The organism is Hyphobacterium sp., assembly GCF_965217055.1.
Classification (GTDB): domain Bacteria; phylum Pseudomonadota; class Alphaproteobacteria; order Caulobacterales; family Maricaulaceae; genus Hyphobacterium.
Window position 1 is genome coordinate 1,826,247 of sequence record NZ_OZ244227.1, and the last position, 14,181, is coordinate 1,840,427.

The window sequence follows — 14,181 nt, forward strand, 5'->3', positions numbered from 1 at the left end:
TCAGTCTCACCAGGTTCGGTGTCATGCGAATTCGTCCTTTTGATGCGCTCAACAAGCTTCGTTCGACCGGGGATGCGGCCAAGGCCCCCGCGGGATCGACAAGCGGTTCGACGGCGTCCGCCAGCGCACCGCGGGATGCTGCGCAGATCATGGGCGTTCCCGAAAACGAGCTGACGCCGAACGTGCAGCGCGCGCTGCTGACGCTGATGGGTGAGGTCGATCAGCTGCGGAAAGACACGGAGCGGCTGCGCAATCGTGTCCGTGAACTCGAATCGCTGGCCGATCATGACGTATTGCTACCGGTGCTGAACCGCCGGGCCTTCGTGCGCGAGGTCTCGCGTGCGCAGGCGCTTGCCGAACGCCATCATGCCCCCTCCGCGCTCGTCTATTTCGACCTCAACGGTTTCAAGGCGATCAATGATTCTTACGGACACGCGGCCGGGGATACCGCCTTGCATCACGTGGCCACCATGTTGACCGCCAATCTGCGCGAGACCGATTCAGTCGGGCGCCTCGGCGGCGATGAATTCGGCGTCGTGTTAACGCTGACGACGGTCAGCCAGGCGGAGACAAAAGCGGACGAGCTGGCAACCCTGATCCGTGACACCGCCTTCAATCACGATGGCGTTGAGCTGCATATCGATTCTGCCTGGGGCGTGCACCCCATCGAGGGTGGCGTCACGGTCGATGCGGCGATGGCCCAGGCCGATGCGGCGATGTATGCGCGCAAGCAGCAGCTGAAGACAGCGGCCAGCGGCTGATTTTCAGGCGATGATGTCTGGCGTGAGGCGGTCTTCCAGCTCGGCGATCCGGTCTTTCAGCATCAATTTTTCTTTTTTCAGGCGAGCCAGCTTCAACTGATCGCTGACCCCGAGATCCTGAAGCGCCTGCACTTCGGAATCCAATGACCTGTGGCGGAATTTCAACTCGTCAATCTTCGCCCGTATCGTGGATTGTTCGAGGAATTCGTCTTCGCTCATGGGTCCGTATTCAATCTTTTTCCGGAATCAATATCGCGTGGGACGCGAGCCCGGTGTCATACACTTATTTGGCGGACAGGAAAACGGCTTTCACGAAGTCCGTGAAATCGACCTCTGCACTGCTCTGCCGGGCATAAGCGTCGAGTGCGAGCGTGGCGGTCTTCGGGGTTGGTGATGCCGCAACTGCCTGGTCGGCTAGATCGAAGAGGATGTCCTGCTCGACATGTTCGGCATCCAGCTCGCAAGCCAGCACCGCCTTGTAGAGCCGTTCGCCGCGTCGCGACTCCTTGAGCTGGCGCCGAACCGTCCTGAGGCTTTGGGTGATGTCGGCAGACCAGGCTTCCAGGCGTGCCGTTGCTTCCGGAAGGATGGGTGATCCATCACGGCCCAGTTGCGCCAGCCAGGCGCACCAGAGGCAGATATTGACGTTCAGGCCGTGCTGGTCCTGCAGCGTCAGCGCTGCGTTGCGGACGTCGGCCCGATCATAGGCCGCCAGCGACCAGTCCCAGAAAGCATGACTCATGTCTGCGTTGCCGGACGGCGTCCGCCCAGCAAGTCTTCACCCCATCGCCGGGTCGGCTTCCAATCGAGGCCGAAAAGATCGAGCGTTCTTCCGATGGACTGATCGACCATGTCTTCCAGCGAGTCCGGATTGGCGTAGAAGGCCGGCAGCGGCGGATGAATGATCGCGCCGATCTCGGCAAGCTGCGTCATGGTGCGCAGGTGTCCGAGATGGAAGGGTGTTTCACGTACCATGAGGACGAGCCGGCGGCGTTCCTTCAAAGTGACGTCGGCTGCCCTGGCGATCAGGCCCGATGTCACGCCAGTCGCGATTTCCGACATCGACCGCACAGAGCAAGGCGCGACCAGCATGCCGAGCGTCCTGAACGATCCGGAGGCAATCGATGCGCCAATATCTGACGGCTTGTACGCGTAGTCGGCCATTGCCTTCAGGTCGGCGGGTCGCAGCGGGGTCTCGTAGCCAAGTGTCATTTCCGCTGCCTTGGAGGCAACAAGGTGTGATTCGACGCCGATTTCGCGCAATGCAGCTAGTGCGCGAATGCCGTAGATTACACCCGAAGCACCGGAAATTCCGACGATCATACGCGGGCGTTCAGCCATTCTTATCCCCGATATCAAATGTGATGTGACTTGTTCCCGCAACAGTGATTGTATCCAAGACTCACGTTGTATTTAACGCAAGGAGGCGACTTATGACGATAGAAGCGCACATCCGTGAATTGGACGCCCGGCATCACGAACTCGACAATCGCATCGAAAGCGAAAGCAAGCGCCCCGGATCAGATACGCTTCAGATTGCCTCTCTCAAGAAGGAAAAGCTGCGACTTAAGGAGCAGATCGAAACGCTCCGACGAAGTCACTGACACAGCAGATTGAAAGAAATTACGGTAGGGCGGTCTTGCGAAAGGCCGCCCTGCTTGCATGATCACACGGGAATAATCCGGAGCCTTTCATGAGCCGCGCGTTATTAGCGATCTGCCTTCTGGCCGTTCTAACGGCCTGCAACCGGTCCGGCGCCGAAACCGAGAGCGCGTCGACCGAGGATTATTGCCAACTGGGCGAGGATGCCCTGACCGAGGACAATTCCGAAGCCGCCATCGAGGCGTTCGAGAATTGCCTGACCACGGCCGACCTCGAACCCGGTGAGGAAGCTGTCATCCATACACGCCTTGGTGGCGCCTATCTCTACCTGGACCGCTTCGAGGAAGCGCTCCAGGAGTTCAACCTGGCCTACGCCATCGCCGAGACCCAAGGTGTCCGGTTCGACAACCCCTATGTCCGGCGCAATCGCGGGATTGCGCGCCGTTATGTCGGCCAGACCGAGGGTGCGCTTGAAGACCTGGAAGCCGCGGCCCGCGAACTGCCAAACGATATCATGACACAGCTCAACCTGGGTGGCCTATATGCCGATCTTGATCGTCAGGCGGAAGCCATTGCGGCGTTCGATGCGGTGACCCGGATCGAGCCCGAATGGGCCGGCGGGTGGACAAATTTGTCTGCAGCCTTCCTGGAATTCGGTCTCATGGAGGATGCCATAGACAGCGCCCGCCAGGCGGTTGAACTCGAACCGGAGAGCGGTTTTTCGCTCAACGCCCTGTGCTGGGCACTGATCGTTGACGACCAACACGAACTAGCGCTGCCATTGTGCGATCAGGCCGTTGCCGCAGAACCTGACAATGGTGCCATCATCCATTCCCGCGCTGCTGCGCTGGAGGGCGTCGGCCGCCTCGACGAGGCTCGGGAGCTCTATGCCCGGGCCTACGAGCTCTATCCCAATTCCAGCGTCATCGAAGACGATTACCGCCGCACCCGTGCGGAAGCCGATTAACAAGGAGCCGGCTCATGCCGCAATCTGATCGCGTAGCGATAGTGACTGGCGGTGCAAACGGCATCGGCAGGGCCTGTGCGCGGCGTTTCGCCGAGGACGGGCTGCGAGTCGTGATTGCTGACCGAGACAAGGAGTCGGGGCGGGGCCTGGCGGAAGAATTGGGCGCGGACCGTGACAAGGCCCTGTTTGTCGATTGCAACGTCGCCGACAAGCTGTCAGTTGCGAATCTGCTTGCAGAGACACGTTCCGCGTTCGGACGACTTGATGTTCTGGTCAACAATGCCGGCATTGTTGCCAAGGGCGACATTCTCTCCCTGGAAGCGGATGATTTCGACAAGGTTGTGGCGGTCAATCTACGCGGCGCGTTTCTCGTGGCGCGTGCCGCAGCGCGGCAGATGGCGGAGCAGATCGACGAGGATGACGAGCGTCCGGACGATTGCCGGAAACGCTATGCGATCATCAACATGTCATCGGTCAATTCGGTTGTCGCAATCCCTGAACAGCTCGCCTATTGCGCATCGAAGGGTGCGATGAACCAGATGACCAAGTCGATGGCGCTGGCTCTGGCATCACGCGGAATCCGGGTCAATGCGGTCGGGCCGGGGAGTATCAATACCGATGTACTCAAAGCGGTGCTCGATGACAGGAAGGCGATGTCTCGCATCCTGTCGAGGACGCCCCTCGGCAAAATAGGAGACCCCGACGAAATCGCCGGGGTCGTCGCTTTTCTGGCATCCAAGGATGCCAGCTATATCACGGGAGAGTGCGTCTACGCTGATGGCGGACGACTGGCTCTCAACTATTTGTCGTCGTCAGCATCCTGACCTGAGTTACCGAACAGGGTTTCCAAATTCACGTCATCGAGGCTGGTCGCTGGTTCGGTTTCGCGGGCCTCGGGTTCCGGCGCGATCGGCCCTTCGCCTTTTTCAGCGCGTTCCTGTTCCATCTTCTCGCGCCGTGAAGACGCCTTGCGCACCTGCTCGTCGAGTTCGAGCTGCGTGGTCAGGCCCAAAGTCACGGGATCGGTCGGCTTGATGTTGGACGAATTCCAGTGAGTTCGTTCGCGCACCGCTTCGATCGTGGTCTTGGTGGTGCCGATCAGTTTGGAAATCTGGCCGTCCGTCAGCTCCGGGTGATTGCGGACCAGCCAGGCAATGGCATCCGGCCGCGACTGACGGCGTGACAGTGGCGTGTAACGAGGTCCGCGCTTCTTGCGCGGCTGGTGCAGATCGTCGAAACGCGATTTGACCGCGGTCATGCGATAGTCCGAATCCTGTTCGGCCTTGGCGATTTCCTCGCGCGTCAGCTGGCCATTGGACACCGGATCGGCACCGCGCACGCCGACGGCCACATCGCCATCGGCAATGCCCTTCACTTCGAGGCGGTGCAGACCGCAGAAATCGGCAATCTGTTCAAACGTCAAAGCCGTATTGTCGACCAACCAGACGGCGGTGGCTTTCGGCATCAAAACTTCGGTCATGTCATCAACTCCGGTCGCGTTTGCTGCGGCCATAGAAAAACCCGGCACGGATGCCGGGTCGTTTGGGCTTCCGACGCGGACTGGGTAGTTTCAGCCAGCGCTTTGCGGCGTCTATAGCGCGGCACGATGGCGCTGAAAAGGGATGAGCTTCAGGGGATGAGCAGGATTTTACCGGCATGGTCGCCGGAATCCATCAGCGCGTGGGCTTTGGCCGCGTCTGCAAGCCGGAAGGTGGCATGGATATGCGGCACCAGCTTGCCTTCGGCGAGCCACGGCCAGACATGGTGCTCGATCGCATCCGCCAGCCGCGCCTTCTCGTCGTCCGGCCGGGCGCGCAGGGTCGACCCGGTGAGCGACAGCCGCTTGAGCATCAATCGCATGAGGTCGACCTCGACACGCGACCCCTGCAGAAAAGCGATCTGGACGATGCGGCAGTCGGCATTGGCGATGTCGATGTGTTTCTGAACGTAAGGTCCGCCGACCATGTCGAGAATGACATCGGCGCCGCCAGCAGCCTTGACGGTATCGGCGAAATCGTCGCTGCGATAATTGATCGCGATATCCGCACCGAGCTCCCGACACAATGCACATTTCTCGTCCGAACCGGCGGTCGCGATGACGCGCGCGCCGGCCGCCTTGCCCATCTGGATGGCTGTCGTGCCGATTCCACCGGCGCCGCCCTGGACAAGCAGGGTCTCGCCGGCCTTCAGGGCGCCGGATTCAAACACGTTCGCCCAGACCGTAAAGACGGTTTCCGGCAGGCCGGCCGCAAGTTTCAACGCCATGTCTTCGGGCACGGGCATCGTGCTTCCTGCCTTGGCCAGGACGTAGTCGGAATAGCCGCCGCCGCTGACCAGGGCGCAGACCCGGTCGCCGGGCTTGAAGTCGCCCGCTCTGGAACCTACGGCCACGATCTCGCCCGCGGCTTCCAGCCCCAGCCCTTCCGGCGCTCCTGCAGGTGGCGGATAGAACCCCATTCGCTCGAACGTGTCCGGCTTGTTGACGCCGCAAGCGGCTGTGCGGATCAGCACGTCCCCTTCTCCCGGCTTCGGCATCGAACGCTCGACGATCTCGATGGCATCGGGGCCGCCGGGTTCGCGAACAATTGCAACACGATGCGTTTTCGGCAGATCCATGCAACGGCTCCATGAGAGGCGACAAGTGCCACACTGGGCGCTAGTGTAACGGCCTTCAAGAGCAGGAGGCCGACATGTTCGAGGATGATGCACCGGCGGATCGCGACACATCGGCCATTGTGCCAGGCGAGGACCTGTCGGAATTCTCGATCGAGGCGCTGGAAGCACGCAAGGCGGCAATACTAGAGGAAATCGCCCGCATCGAGGCGATGATTGCATCGAAGCAGTCCGGGCGGGTCGCCGCCGAGTCGATTTTCAGGAAGGCTTAAGCGCACTGCTGGCCCATGGCTTGCACGGCCCGGCGAGAGCGTCCAGAACACACAGGATGAATAAGAGCGTGACCGATTCCAGCTTCCAGTCCGGCAATCCAGCCGAGCGCGTCGCCGAGTTTGCCGGCAGCGAGCATTTCGCCCGGCTGTTCCGTGACGGCATGGACATGGTGGAAGAGACCGCTTCCTATCTCGATGGCCCGGGCCGCGAGGATGCGAAAGCAATGGGACGGGCCGGCGCGCTGGCCTATGCGGCCGAGAGCATGAAGTTGACGACGCGGCTGATGCAGGCGGCCTCCTGGCTGCTGGCGCAGCGCCAGGTCGCGGAAGGCGATCTGTCGGCGGAGCAATTGGTCACCGGCCAATACCGGCTGCCCGATGATGATGAGGCAGAAGAGCTTTGGCCGGCCGACGGTGATGTTGCCCCCGGTGTGCTGGCCGATCTGGCGGCACGTTCGCGCAAGCTCTATGCGCGGTTGAAGCGGATTGATGAATCGCTGTTCGACAATGATGGCGGCGCTGATGGCGCGAGCCCGGTCGAGGATCAGCTCAATCGTCTGAAAAACGCGTTCAGCACGTAGTTCACGCAACAAAAAAGCCGCGGCGAACCGCGGCTTCTTGTGGTTTCCGATATCCGGTAAGGATCAGGCGAAGCCCTTGAACTTGTCCTTGAAGCGAGACACGCGGCCACCGCGGTCCATCAGCTTCTGGTCGCCACCGGTCCAGGCCGGGTGCGTCGTCGGATCGATATCCAGCGTCAGCGTGTCGCCTTCCTTGCCGTAAGTCGAACGCGTCTGGAACGTCGTGCCATCATTCATCTTCACATTGATGAAGTGATATTCCGGGTGAATGTCTTTTTGCATCTTGCGCTCCGGCAATCTGGGCGTATCGCGGGTTGCCCCGCCAAATGAGCCGCGGCTTATAACCGAGGGTCTGTGAAAGGGCAAGCGGGGATGTGCCTAGCGGCTGGTCAGTTTCAGTTCGATCCGGCGGTTGCGTGTATAGGCTTCTTCGGTGTTGCCTTCGGCGATCGGCTGATGCTCGCCGAAACCGGCTGCGACCAGCCGGTTTGACGGGACGCCAAGGTCCTCGAACCAGTTCACGACCGATATCGCGCGCGCTGCCGACAAGTGCCAGTTGGACGGATAGGTCGTGCGGATCGGGCGGGGGTCAGTGTGGCCGTCAATGCGGATCACCCATTCAAGATCGTCGGGGATTTCCCGGGTCAGCTGAACAATCGCGTCGGCAATCGGGCGCAGGCTTTCGCGGCCATCGTTTGACAGGGCCGCCGAGCCGGACGCGAACAACACATCGGTTTCGAACACGAAGCGGTCGCCGACAACGCTGACGCCCGACCGGTTGCCAAGTATTTCGCGCAGCCGCCCAAAGAAATCCGAGCGGTAGCGCGCGAGTTCCGACGCCCGGCTGGCGAGGGCGGCGTTCAGGCGTTCGCCAAGATTGAAGATCTGGCTTTCCAGCTCCGCCTCGCGTTCCTCCGCGGCCTCGAGCAGGCCGTTGAGTTCGCTGAGCTGGTCGCGCAGCGCCTGCATCTGCAGGTTCAGGGCGGTAATCTGGTCGAGCTGGCTGGCGGAGACTTCCTCTTCGAGAAGCAGGCGCGATTGGACGTCCTCCACCTGTCCGAGGACGATGACCAGCTGGTCGGAGAGTTCGTCGCGTTCCGCCTGCACGTCGGACAGGGTGGCGCGCAAGGTCTGCATTTCTGCTTCCAGGCGCGTATTCTCGCCTTCGGCCAGGGCGAGCTCGTCGGTCAGTGTGGCGAGTTGCTGGTTGAGTGCGGCGAGCTGCTCGTCACGGCCGGTGAGCGCCCGGCTCAAGGCAAACTGGCCAGCGACAAAGATCGACAGGAGAAAGACGATGACCAGGAGGAGCGTGGCCAGCGCATCGACAAAACCCGGCCAGTAATCGCCGGAATCCTGATCGCTGTAGCGCGCCAGCCGCGGAGCAATCGACATCAGCTAGCCGCCCCTGTTGCGATTCTGGGCCTCGATCGCGCGAACGAGGACACGAATTTCCTCGCGCAGGGCGCGTGCGGCTTCCTGTTGGCCGCTGGCGCCTTCCTCCGCGACGCGGCGCAAGGTCGAATCGAGATCGCGTGTGTGTTTTTCCAGCGTGTGCGAAAGCCGGTCGAGGGTTTCCGCCGTCTGCTCCAGCAGGGCGCCGACATAGGCCGGCGACATTTCGCCATCCACGGTCGTCGACGGGCCGGCCGCGGCAACGCGGGAGATCGATGACAGCCATTCCTCGATCTCGTTATAAAAACGGTTCTGGGCGCGGCTGGCCTGGAGGTCGAGAAAGCCGATGACCAGCGATCCGGCGAGGCCGAAAAGCGAGGACGCGAACGCTGTGCCCATGCCCTGAATGGGCTCTTCTATGGCCGACATCAGGCGCAGCACGTCGGCTTCACCGCCGGTTGCCGATTCGGTGACGGCGCGGACCGCCTCGCCGACTTCGGAGACGACCTGCAGCAGGCCCCAGAAGGTGCCGAGCAAGCCAAGAAAGATCAGCAGGCGGCCAAAATAGCGTGTGAAAGCGCCAGATTCCGCCATCCGGGCGCCGACGGAATCGAGCACGGTGCGCACCGAGGCCGCCGATATCCGGGCACGCGAACCGGTATCTCCGATCATCGAGGCCATGGGCGCGATCATGCTCGGCGGGCTGTGCAGGCTGGTGGGGTCATCCGTCGTGCGGAAGCGGATGAGCCAGCGTGCGGCCGGGCCGATCTGGAGCGCCTGGAGATAGGTGTAGATGATGCCGATGAAGAGAACAGAGAGAATCAGGCCATTGATGGCGACATTGGCCCTGAAGGCGTTTTCCAGCGGGCCCGTCAGTAACACCGCGATGACCGCGACGGCGCCGAGGAAGACCGTCATCCAGAAAAGATAGCGTCCGGGACCGGTGAACTTCGCGACCGGAATCGCGTCCTCGCCGGTCTCGTCATAGCGTGTCGGCATACCCGGTATCCTTCCTGTCCATTTGGTCCAGAGGCGCTGAATGCCTGCCTATCATGACGATTTGAGGGCGGCCAGTGTGTATCGGGGGGCGCGGCAAACCGGAATCGGAATCTTATTCCGAATCCGGATTCCTGAATCGATTCAGTATCTTGAATCGAATCGGGAAATCCAGCTTAGACGGGTGTCAGTTCGAGGCCGTTTTCGCCATGTTCGACGCGCCAACGACTGTCCGATCCGGCCGTGTAACCACGGCGCTTGATCGTCGACACGGTGACGAAGTCGACCTCCATGGATTGCGGTGTCAGGACGACGCGAATGAATCCCTTGTCGCGGTCATTGAACCGGATCACGTCCGGATTCCCGCCTTCGATGATATTCGGGAAGGAAACGCCAGGTGCAGGGATGCGTTCGAAGGGCGAGGGCGAAGTTATCGCGCTGGTCCCGAATTCGAAGCCGATCTGATCGCCTGCTTCATCGGTGAGGCGGTTGGTCCAGAAAGTATGGCTGTCGCCGGCGAAGGTGACTATGTTTCCGCCAATCGCATTCACGGCATCGTAGAGGCGCTCGCGTTCGGCGACATAGCCGTCCCAGGCGTCGGGATTGAGCGGAATGTCGAATTGTGAACGCTGCAGATAGCCCCAGGCGAGCGGGTCCGTGCGGCTGACCAGGAATTTCAGCCAGCCGGGCAGGGCTTCGATCATGTTCGGCGCTTCGACGCGGCCCATGACGACCTGCCCGGCGATAAGGCGCCAAGGCTTGTTGCTCGCGGCGAAAGCTGCCGCAAGCTGCGCGATCTGATCGGCGCCTAGCATTTCCCGGTCTTCGTGCCCGATCTCGTTGGCGCGCCATTCCGCGACGGCCCGCTGATTGGCGGGATCCTCCGGATCGGCATCGTCGGAAATCGGAAAACCCGAGAAATCGAGCGGTTCGTCGCGTACAGACAAGCGGCTCTCGGTGATAGCGATGGTCGCGAGATCACCGACTTCCACGACGCGAAGCCCACCAATCAGATCATCCGGTTCGCGCGTGGGATTCCAGTCGTGAAAAGCGCGGAGGGCATTATTGACCCGATCGCGCCAGGGGCCTTCATCGTCCTGGTGGTTTTCCGCGCCGCCGCTCCAGGAATCATTCGCGGTCTCGTGATCATCCCAGGAAATGAACCAGGGCGCGGCCGCATGGGCGGCCTGCAAGTCGGGGTCAGTTTTGTAGAGGGCGTGGCGGCGCGCATAGTCGCCATAGGTCAGCAATTCGTTGCGTGGATCGACGACGCGGTCGAGGCGCTCGGCATCGTCTGACGCATAACCATCGGCCGCGTATTCGTACAGGTAATCGCCCAGATGCAGAACCAGGTCGAGGTCCGGCGTATCGGCGAGTTCGCGATAGGCATTGAAATAGCCGGCGGGATAGTTCGAGCAGGAACAGACGGCGATGTTGAACCGCTCGACCGGGCCGGCGGGCAGGGTGCGGGTGCGGCCCACCGGCGACGCGATGTTATTGTGCAGCATGCGGAAAAAATAACGCCTGTCCGGCTGCAGCCCGGTGGCCAGCGTCTTGAATGTCGAAACCGCATTGCTGGTGACATAGGTGCGTTCTTCGCGCTCCTCGAAAACAATATTCTCGAAGGCTTCGTCTGTTGCGACCTGGAACACGTAATCGCCGCCGGAATCATCGGTAATGGCCGTCCACAGGACGACACTGCTCTGGTCGGGTTCACCCGAGGCCACGCCGTGCCGGAAGGGACCGGTCGGTGGTTCGGATTCAGGCCGCCGCGGGCCGGATGAACAGGCAGCCGCGGCCAAGGCAAGACCGGAAGCACCGAAAAGCGCGCCGCGACGGGTGATTTTCATCGACATTGGGTTCGTCCCTAATCTGCAGGCGTCAGGGTCAGGATGCGGACGTTCCCGGGCGCATTTTCCGGGGTCCAGTCCGTACGCATTTCGAAACTCTCGCCCGCCGCCCACATGGGGGCAAGATCGCGGTAATGGTCCGACCATGGATGACCGGATTGACCCGGCGCGTGCATGAAGCGCGAACTGTCGAGGTCGGCAAGATCATAGACAGCGCGCAGCGACGGGCCATGAAACACGTCGAACGTGCCGGCCCGGACCGAATAGACCGCGACGTTGACGGTGGAGCTATCGCCGCCGACCGGCTGACGAACGGTGAACCAGTCGTCGAGCAGGGGCAGGCCGGAACCCGTAAAGACGGGGTGATCGAACACGGCCTGGTGGGCTTCGCCCCATGTCCAGTTGGCGATGTCGGGGCCATAGCGTTCGATGCCGCGCGCCATGGCGGTATCCAGTGCCCTGCTCAGCTGCGCCGCGCAGGTTTCTTCCGCATCGGTGGTGACGTCATCGCACCAGTCGGAATCGTCGCCGACCAACACATTCTCGGTAAAGACGCGGCGATTGGAGAGGTGGCGCTCGAACTGGTCACCGAGATCGTCGCCATAGATGACTTCGGCGATATCGCGATACCACAGCGAATAGATCAGGGGCGCGGCACGCAACGGATCCATGTCGCCATCCCAATCCGAGATTATCTGCAGTGCCCGGATACCGAGATCGGATTGCGGCTCGGCCTGGCGCAGGGCGGGCAGTATGCGCGTGATCTGGGCCGAGACCCGGTCCATCTGGATGTCATGGAAGCTTTCAGGCGTGTGGCGTTCGATCTCGTTCAGACGCTGGTCGATTCGTTCTGCTCGGTAAGCGGCATAAGTGCCGGGCGTGTCATAGGGATAATTGTCCGGCGTAATGCGGTTATTGCCGGAGGCAATGCGGCCCGAAGCCGGGTTCTGCACGCGCGGCAGGTCTTCGTAGGGCACATAGCCGGTCCAGCTACCGTCTTCATCGCGGATCGGCAGAAGGCCGGGCGTCGTATAGCCGATCGTGCCGTCGACATGGGCATAATGCATGTTCTGCATGGGCGCTGTAAAACCGCGGCCGGCCTCGACGAACTCGTCCCAGTTCTGCGAAAGCATGAGGCGCAAGGAGACGTCAGCGACGCGGTTCTCGCCACTCAAGGCGGTGGACACGAGGACGACCTCGTGATCACCGAACACGTCGAGATCGAAATATTCCGGATCGAGCACCGGACCGTCCTCGGTGTCACGGAAGGTGAGCGTGATGTCGTCACCGCCGCGCACCTCGATCAATTCGGTGCGTTCGCGCGTGGTCAGCGAACCCGGGGCATGTGGCTGCATGTCGATGACGTCGAAGCCGGTATTGGTGAAGCCCCAGGCCGAGACCTGGTTGCGGCCGAGCACGACCAGCGGCGAGCCGGCAATGGTGGCACCAACAACCGCGCCCTGCGGTAACTGCAGCCGGGCAAAATACCAGATCGCCGGTGCACTGAGCGCGAGATGCGGGTCATTCGCAAGGAGCGGGCGGCCGGAGGCGGTATGTTCGCCGGAAAGTACCCAGGCGTTCGAGCCATCATCGAAATCGGGCTGGGCTTCGGTCGTCGGTGGGGCCGGCTCTTCCAGCTGTGGAAGGTCCTCTTCCTGCAGCATTGTCGGCGCCCAATCCGGATAGCCGGGCAGAAATTCGGCGTACTGCTCGGGTGAGAGCAACTCGGCGAGTTCGCGATTGGCGATCTCCGCATACTCGCCGGCGGCGAGGCTGTCGGCCATGTAAACGACGACGGCAGCGCTGTCCTCCAGCTCCCAGGGCTCCGGGCTGGCTTGCAGGAAGAGGTATTCCGGCGCGTGGCGGCCTTCGGCGAGGCGCGCATTCACGCCGGCTGTGTAGGCCTCCATGGCGCGGCGGATTTCCGGCCCTGCATTGGCGACGGCCGCCTGTGCGACAAGGTGATAGCCGCGATTGCGCGAGCGCGCGTCGGCGAAAGCGGTGCGGGGGTTGAGATGGCCGAGCAGGGCAGCCAGTTCGCCATGCACATAGCGGCGCATCAGATCCATCTGGAAGAATCGGTCCTGCGCGTGCGCATAACCGATACCGAAATAGATGTCCGTGTCGGATGATCCGAATACGTGGGGCACGCCGTAGGCGTCGCGGACGATCTGTACCTCATCGGAAATGCCGGCGACATCGACGCGGCCTTCGGTACGGGGCTGGGAGGACGAGAACCGGTAATAGACAAAGCCGGCGGCGATCGCCGCGATCAGCACGGCCAGACCCAGAAGTGCGGCAATGCCGCGAACCACCCAACGCATGACACTCCCCCTCATGACGCAAATCGGTGAATGCTGTTCACCGCAACCCTAGCAGGCTCGCCGCGGATGGGGAGTCGGTTCAGCGCATGAAACTTGCGCCATTGATGTCGATCACCGACCCGGTGGCGGAGGCGCATTGTCCGGACAGGAGGAAGGCTGTCATGGCAGCGATTTCCTGCGGCTGGGCCACGCGGCCGAGCGGGATCTCGGCGACGGCCCGGGCGCGTGCCTCGACCCGGTGCGGCGCCATGTCGGTTTCGATCCAGCCCGGTGTCAGCGTGTATATCAGCACATTGTCCGGCGCATGGGCGCGCGCCAGCGTCTTGGCGGCAGCCACCAGTGCGCCTTTCGAGGCCGCATAGCCGGCATGATCGGGACCGTCGCCGCGATAGGCAGCGCGCGAGGCGATGTTGACGATGGCGCCTCCGCCGGCCTTTCCCCAGTCATTGATAGCGTTGCGCATCAGCTCGCAGGCGGCCAGCACATTGACCTGGAATTGCTCGGCCCAGCCTGATGTCCAGGCGCCCGCATCGCCGAGCGGTGTCGCGCGATAGATTCCGGCATTGTTGACGAGCGAGTCAATGCGGCCGCCGGCCATGGTCCTGGCCTGCAACCAGAGCCGATCAGCAGCGCCGGGTTCCGACAAATCCGCGGCAATGCAACCGGCCGCGCCGACCTCCTTCGCGAGGTCGAGCGCGGTGTCCTGATTGACGTTGAAATGAATGATGACTTTCGCGCCAGCTTCTGCACAGGCGCGCGCGGTCGCCCAGCCGACCCCGCGCGAGGCTCCTGTCACAAGGACGGTCTTGTCGTCGAGCATGGT

General features: G+C 62.1%; 17 protein-coding genes. 6 read left to right on the forward strand and 11 right to left on the reverse strand.

The window, feature by feature from the left end; all coding sequences use genetic code 11:
- The first annotated feature begins 23 nt into the window (after positions 1 to 23).
- A complete protein-coding gene (locus ACOOFN_RS09180; RefSeq protein ID WP_420430848.1) occupies positions 24 to 761 on the forward strand; it encodes a GGDEF domain-containing protein in 738 nt (245 codons plus the stop codon).
- A gap of 3 nt (positions 762 to 764) precedes the next feature.
- Here ACOOFN_RS09180 and ACOOFN_RS09185 read toward each other — a convergent pair whose 3' ends face one another.
- From ACOOFN_RS09185 to ACOOFN_RS09195, 3 genes are all read right to left on the reverse strand, one after another.
- Complete coding sequence (locus ACOOFN_RS09185) at positions 765 to 980, reverse strand: YdcH family protein (protein ID WP_420430849.1); 216 nt, start codon at positions 978 to 980, stop codon at positions 765 to 767.
- A 64-nt stretch (positions 981 to 1,044) separates the two neighbouring features.
- Complete coding sequence (locus ACOOFN_RS09190) at positions 1,045 to 1,503, reverse strand: TIGR02444 family protein (protein WP_420430850.1); 459 nt, start codon at positions 1,501 to 1,503, stop codon at positions 1,045 to 1,047.
- A complete protein-coding gene (locus ACOOFN_RS09195; RefSeq protein WP_420430851.1) occupies positions 1,500 to 2,102 on the reverse strand; it encodes a UbiX family flavin prenyltransferase in 603 nt (200 codons plus the stop codon). Before ACOOFN_RS09195 ends, ACOOFN_RS09190 begins: the two co-directional genes overlap by 4 nt.
- A 92-nt stretch (positions 2,103 to 2,194) precedes the next feature.
- Here ACOOFN_RS09195 and ACOOFN_RS09200 point away from each other — a divergent pair, with 92 nt between their 5' ends.
- The 3 genes from ACOOFN_RS09200 to ACOOFN_RS09210 all read left to right on the forward strand — a co-directional run bounded on the left by ACOOFN_RS09200 (position 2,195) and on the right by ACOOFN_RS09210 (position 4,154).
- Positions 2,195 to 2,365 carry a YdcH family protein gene (locus ACOOFN_RS09200; protein WP_420430852.1) on the forward strand — a complete coding sequence of 57 codons (171 nt, stop codon included), beginning with the start codon at positions 2,195 to 2,197 and terminating at the stop codon, positions 2,363 to 2,365.
- 89 nt (positions 2,366 to 2,454) lie between these two features.
- The gene (locus ACOOFN_RS09205) at positions 2,455 to 3,330 is read left to right on the forward strand and encodes a tetratricopeptide repeat protein (protein WP_420430853.1); all 876 of its coding nucleotides are present in this window, start codon (positions 2,455 to 2,457) and stop codon (positions 3,328 to 3,330) included.
- Between the two features lie 14 nt (positions 3,331 to 3,344).
- Positions 3,345 to 4,154 carry an SDR family NAD(P)-dependent oxidoreductase gene (locus ACOOFN_RS09210; RefSeq protein WP_420430854.1) on the forward strand — a complete coding sequence of 270 codons (810 nt, stop codon included), beginning with the start codon at positions 3,345 to 3,347 and terminating at the stop codon, positions 4,152 to 4,154.
- Here ACOOFN_RS09210 and ACOOFN_RS09215 read toward each other — a convergent pair.
- On the reverse strand, positions 4,130 to 4,810 hold the full coding sequence (locus tag ACOOFN_RS09215) for a DUF1013 domain-containing protein (protein WP_420430855.1): 681 nt from the start codon (positions 4,808 to 4,810) through the stop codon (positions 4,130 to 4,132). The two genes, ACOOFN_RS09210 and ACOOFN_RS09215, sit on opposite strands and share 25 nt — an antisense overlap.
- 149 nt (positions 4,811 to 4,959) lie before the next feature.
- Entirely contained in the window at positions 4,960 to 5,946 is a 987-nt protein-coding gene (locus ACOOFN_RS09220; protein ID WP_420430856.1) for an NAD(P)H-quinone oxidoreductase, read from the reverse strand.
- Between the two features lie 74 nt (positions 5,947 to 6,020).
- Between ACOOFN_RS09220 and ACOOFN_RS09225 the strand changes: the two genes are divergently transcribed.
- A complete protein-coding gene (locus ACOOFN_RS09225) occupies positions 6,021 to 6,215 on the forward strand; it encodes a DUF1192 family protein (protein WP_420430857.1) in 195 nt (64 codons plus the stop codon).
- Between the two features lie 56 nt (positions 6,216 to 6,271).
- Entirely contained in the window at positions 6,272 to 6,796 is a 525-nt protein-coding gene (locus ACOOFN_RS09230; protein WP_420430858.1) for a DUF1465 family protein, read from the forward strand.
- Between the two features lie 63 nt (positions 6,797 to 6,859).
- Here ACOOFN_RS09230 and rpmE read toward each other — a convergent pair whose 3' ends face one another.
- The 6 genes from rpmE to ACOOFN_RS09260 form a co-directional block, all read right to left on the reverse strand.
- Positions 6,860 to 7,078, reverse strand: a complete 219-nt coding sequence (gene rpmE / locus ACOOFN_RS09235; protein ID WP_420430859.1) for a 50S ribosomal protein L31 — start codon at positions 7,076 to 7,078, stop codon at positions 6,860 to 6,862.
- A gap of 96 nt (positions 7,079 to 7,174) precedes the next feature.
- Positions 7,175 to 8,188, reverse strand: a complete 1,014-nt coding sequence (locus tag ACOOFN_RS09240; RefSeq protein WP_420430860.1) for a peptidoglycan -binding protein — start codon at positions 8,186 to 8,188, stop codon at positions 7,175 to 7,177.
- Positions 8,189 to 8,191: 3 nt separating this feature from the next.
- Positions 8,192 to 9,187 carry a hypothetical protein gene (locus tag ACOOFN_RS09245; protein WP_420430861.1) on the reverse strand — a complete coding sequence of 332 codons (996 nt, stop codon included), beginning with the start codon at positions 9,185 to 9,187 and terminating at the stop codon, positions 8,192 to 8,194.
- A gap of 173 nt (positions 9,188 to 9,360) precedes the next feature.
- On the reverse strand, positions 9,361 to 11,034 hold the full coding sequence (locus tag ACOOFN_RS09250; protein WP_420430862.1) for an alkaline phosphatase D family protein: 1,674 nt from the start codon (positions 11,032 to 11,034) through the stop codon (positions 9,361 to 9,363).
- A 17-nt stretch (positions 11,035 to 11,051) separates the two neighbouring features.
- On the reverse strand, positions 11,052 to 13,358 hold the full coding sequence (locus tag ACOOFN_RS09255) for a penicillin acylase family protein (protein WP_420430863.1): 2,307 nt from the start codon (positions 13,356 to 13,358) through the stop codon (positions 11,052 to 11,054).
- Positions 13,359 to 13,437: 79 nt separating this feature from the next.
- Complete coding sequence (locus ACOOFN_RS09260) at positions 13,438 to 14,178, reverse strand: SDR family NAD(P)-dependent oxidoreductase (protein ID WP_420430864.1); 741 nt, start codon at positions 14,176 to 14,178, stop codon at positions 13,438 to 13,440.
- Positions 14,179 to 14,181: the final 3 nt, after the last annotated feature.

Excerpts from the sequence above, each read along its gene's own strand:
- ACOOFN_RS09180 (WP_420430848.1), top strand. The coding sequence starts at position 24 with ATGCGAATTCGTCCTTTTGATGCGCTCAACAAGCTTCGTTCGACCGGG.
- ACOOFN_RS09185 (WP_420430849.1), bottom strand. The coding sequence starts at position 980 with ATGAGCGAAGACGAATTCCTCGAACAATCCACGATACGGGCGAAGATT.
- ACOOFN_RS09190 (WP_420430850.1), bottom strand. The coding sequence starts at position 1,503 with ATGAGTCATGCTTTCTGGGACTGGTCGCTGGCGGCCTATGATCGGGCC.
- ACOOFN_RS09195 (WP_420430851.1), bottom strand. The coding sequence starts at position 2,102 with ATGGCTGAACGCCCGCGTATGATCGTCGGAATTTCCGGTGCTTCGGGT.
- ACOOFN_RS09200 (WP_420430852.1), top strand. The coding sequence starts at position 2,195 with ATGACGATAGAAGCGCACATCCGTGAATTGGACGCCCGGCATCACGAA.
- ACOOFN_RS09205 (WP_420430853.1), top strand. The coding sequence starts at position 2,455 with ATGAGCCGCGCGTTATTAGCGATCTGCCTTCTGGCCGTTCTAACGGCC.
- ACOOFN_RS09210 (WP_420430854.1), top strand. The coding sequence starts at position 3,345 with ATGCCGCAATCTGATCGCGTAGCGATAGTGACTGGCGGTGCAAACGGC.
- ACOOFN_RS09215 (WP_420430855.1), bottom strand. The coding sequence starts at position 4,810 with ATGACCGAAGTTTTGATGCCGAAAGCCACCGCCGTCTGGTTGGTCGAC.
- ACOOFN_RS09220 (WP_420430856.1), bottom strand. The coding sequence starts at position 5,946 with ATGGATCTGCCGAAAACGCATCGTGTTGCAATTGTTCGCGAACCCGGC.
- ACOOFN_RS09225 (WP_420430857.1), top strand. The coding sequence starts at position 6,021 with ATGTTCGAGGATGATGCACCGGCGGATCGCGACACATCGGCCATTGTG.
- ACOOFN_RS09230 (WP_420430858.1), top strand. The coding sequence starts at position 6,272 with ATGAATAAGAGCGTGACCGATTCCAGCTTCCAGTCCGGCAATCCAGCC.
- rpmE (WP_420430859.1), bottom strand. The coding sequence starts at position 7,078 with ATGCAAAAAGACATTCACCCGGAATATCACTTCATCAATGTGAAGATG.
- ACOOFN_RS09240 (WP_420430860.1), bottom strand. The coding sequence starts at position 8,188 with ATGTCGATTGCTCCGCGGCTGGCGCGCTACAGCGATCAGGATTCCGGC.
- ACOOFN_RS09245 (WP_420430861.1), bottom strand. The coding sequence starts at position 9,187 with ATGCCGACACGCTATGACGAGACCGGCGAGGACGCGATTCCGGTCGCG.
- ACOOFN_RS09250 (WP_420430862.1), bottom strand. The coding sequence starts at position 11,034 with ATGAAAATCACCCGTCGCGGCGCGCTTTTCGGTGCTTCCGGTCTTGCC.
- ACOOFN_RS09255 (WP_420430863.1), bottom strand. The coding sequence starts at position 13,358 with ATGCGTTGGGTGGTTCGCGGCATTGCCGCACTTCTGGGTCTGGCCGTG.
- ACOOFN_RS09260 (WP_420430864.1), bottom strand. The coding sequence starts at position 14,178 with ATGCTCGACGACAAGACCGTCCTTGTGACAGGAGCCTCGCGCGGGGTC.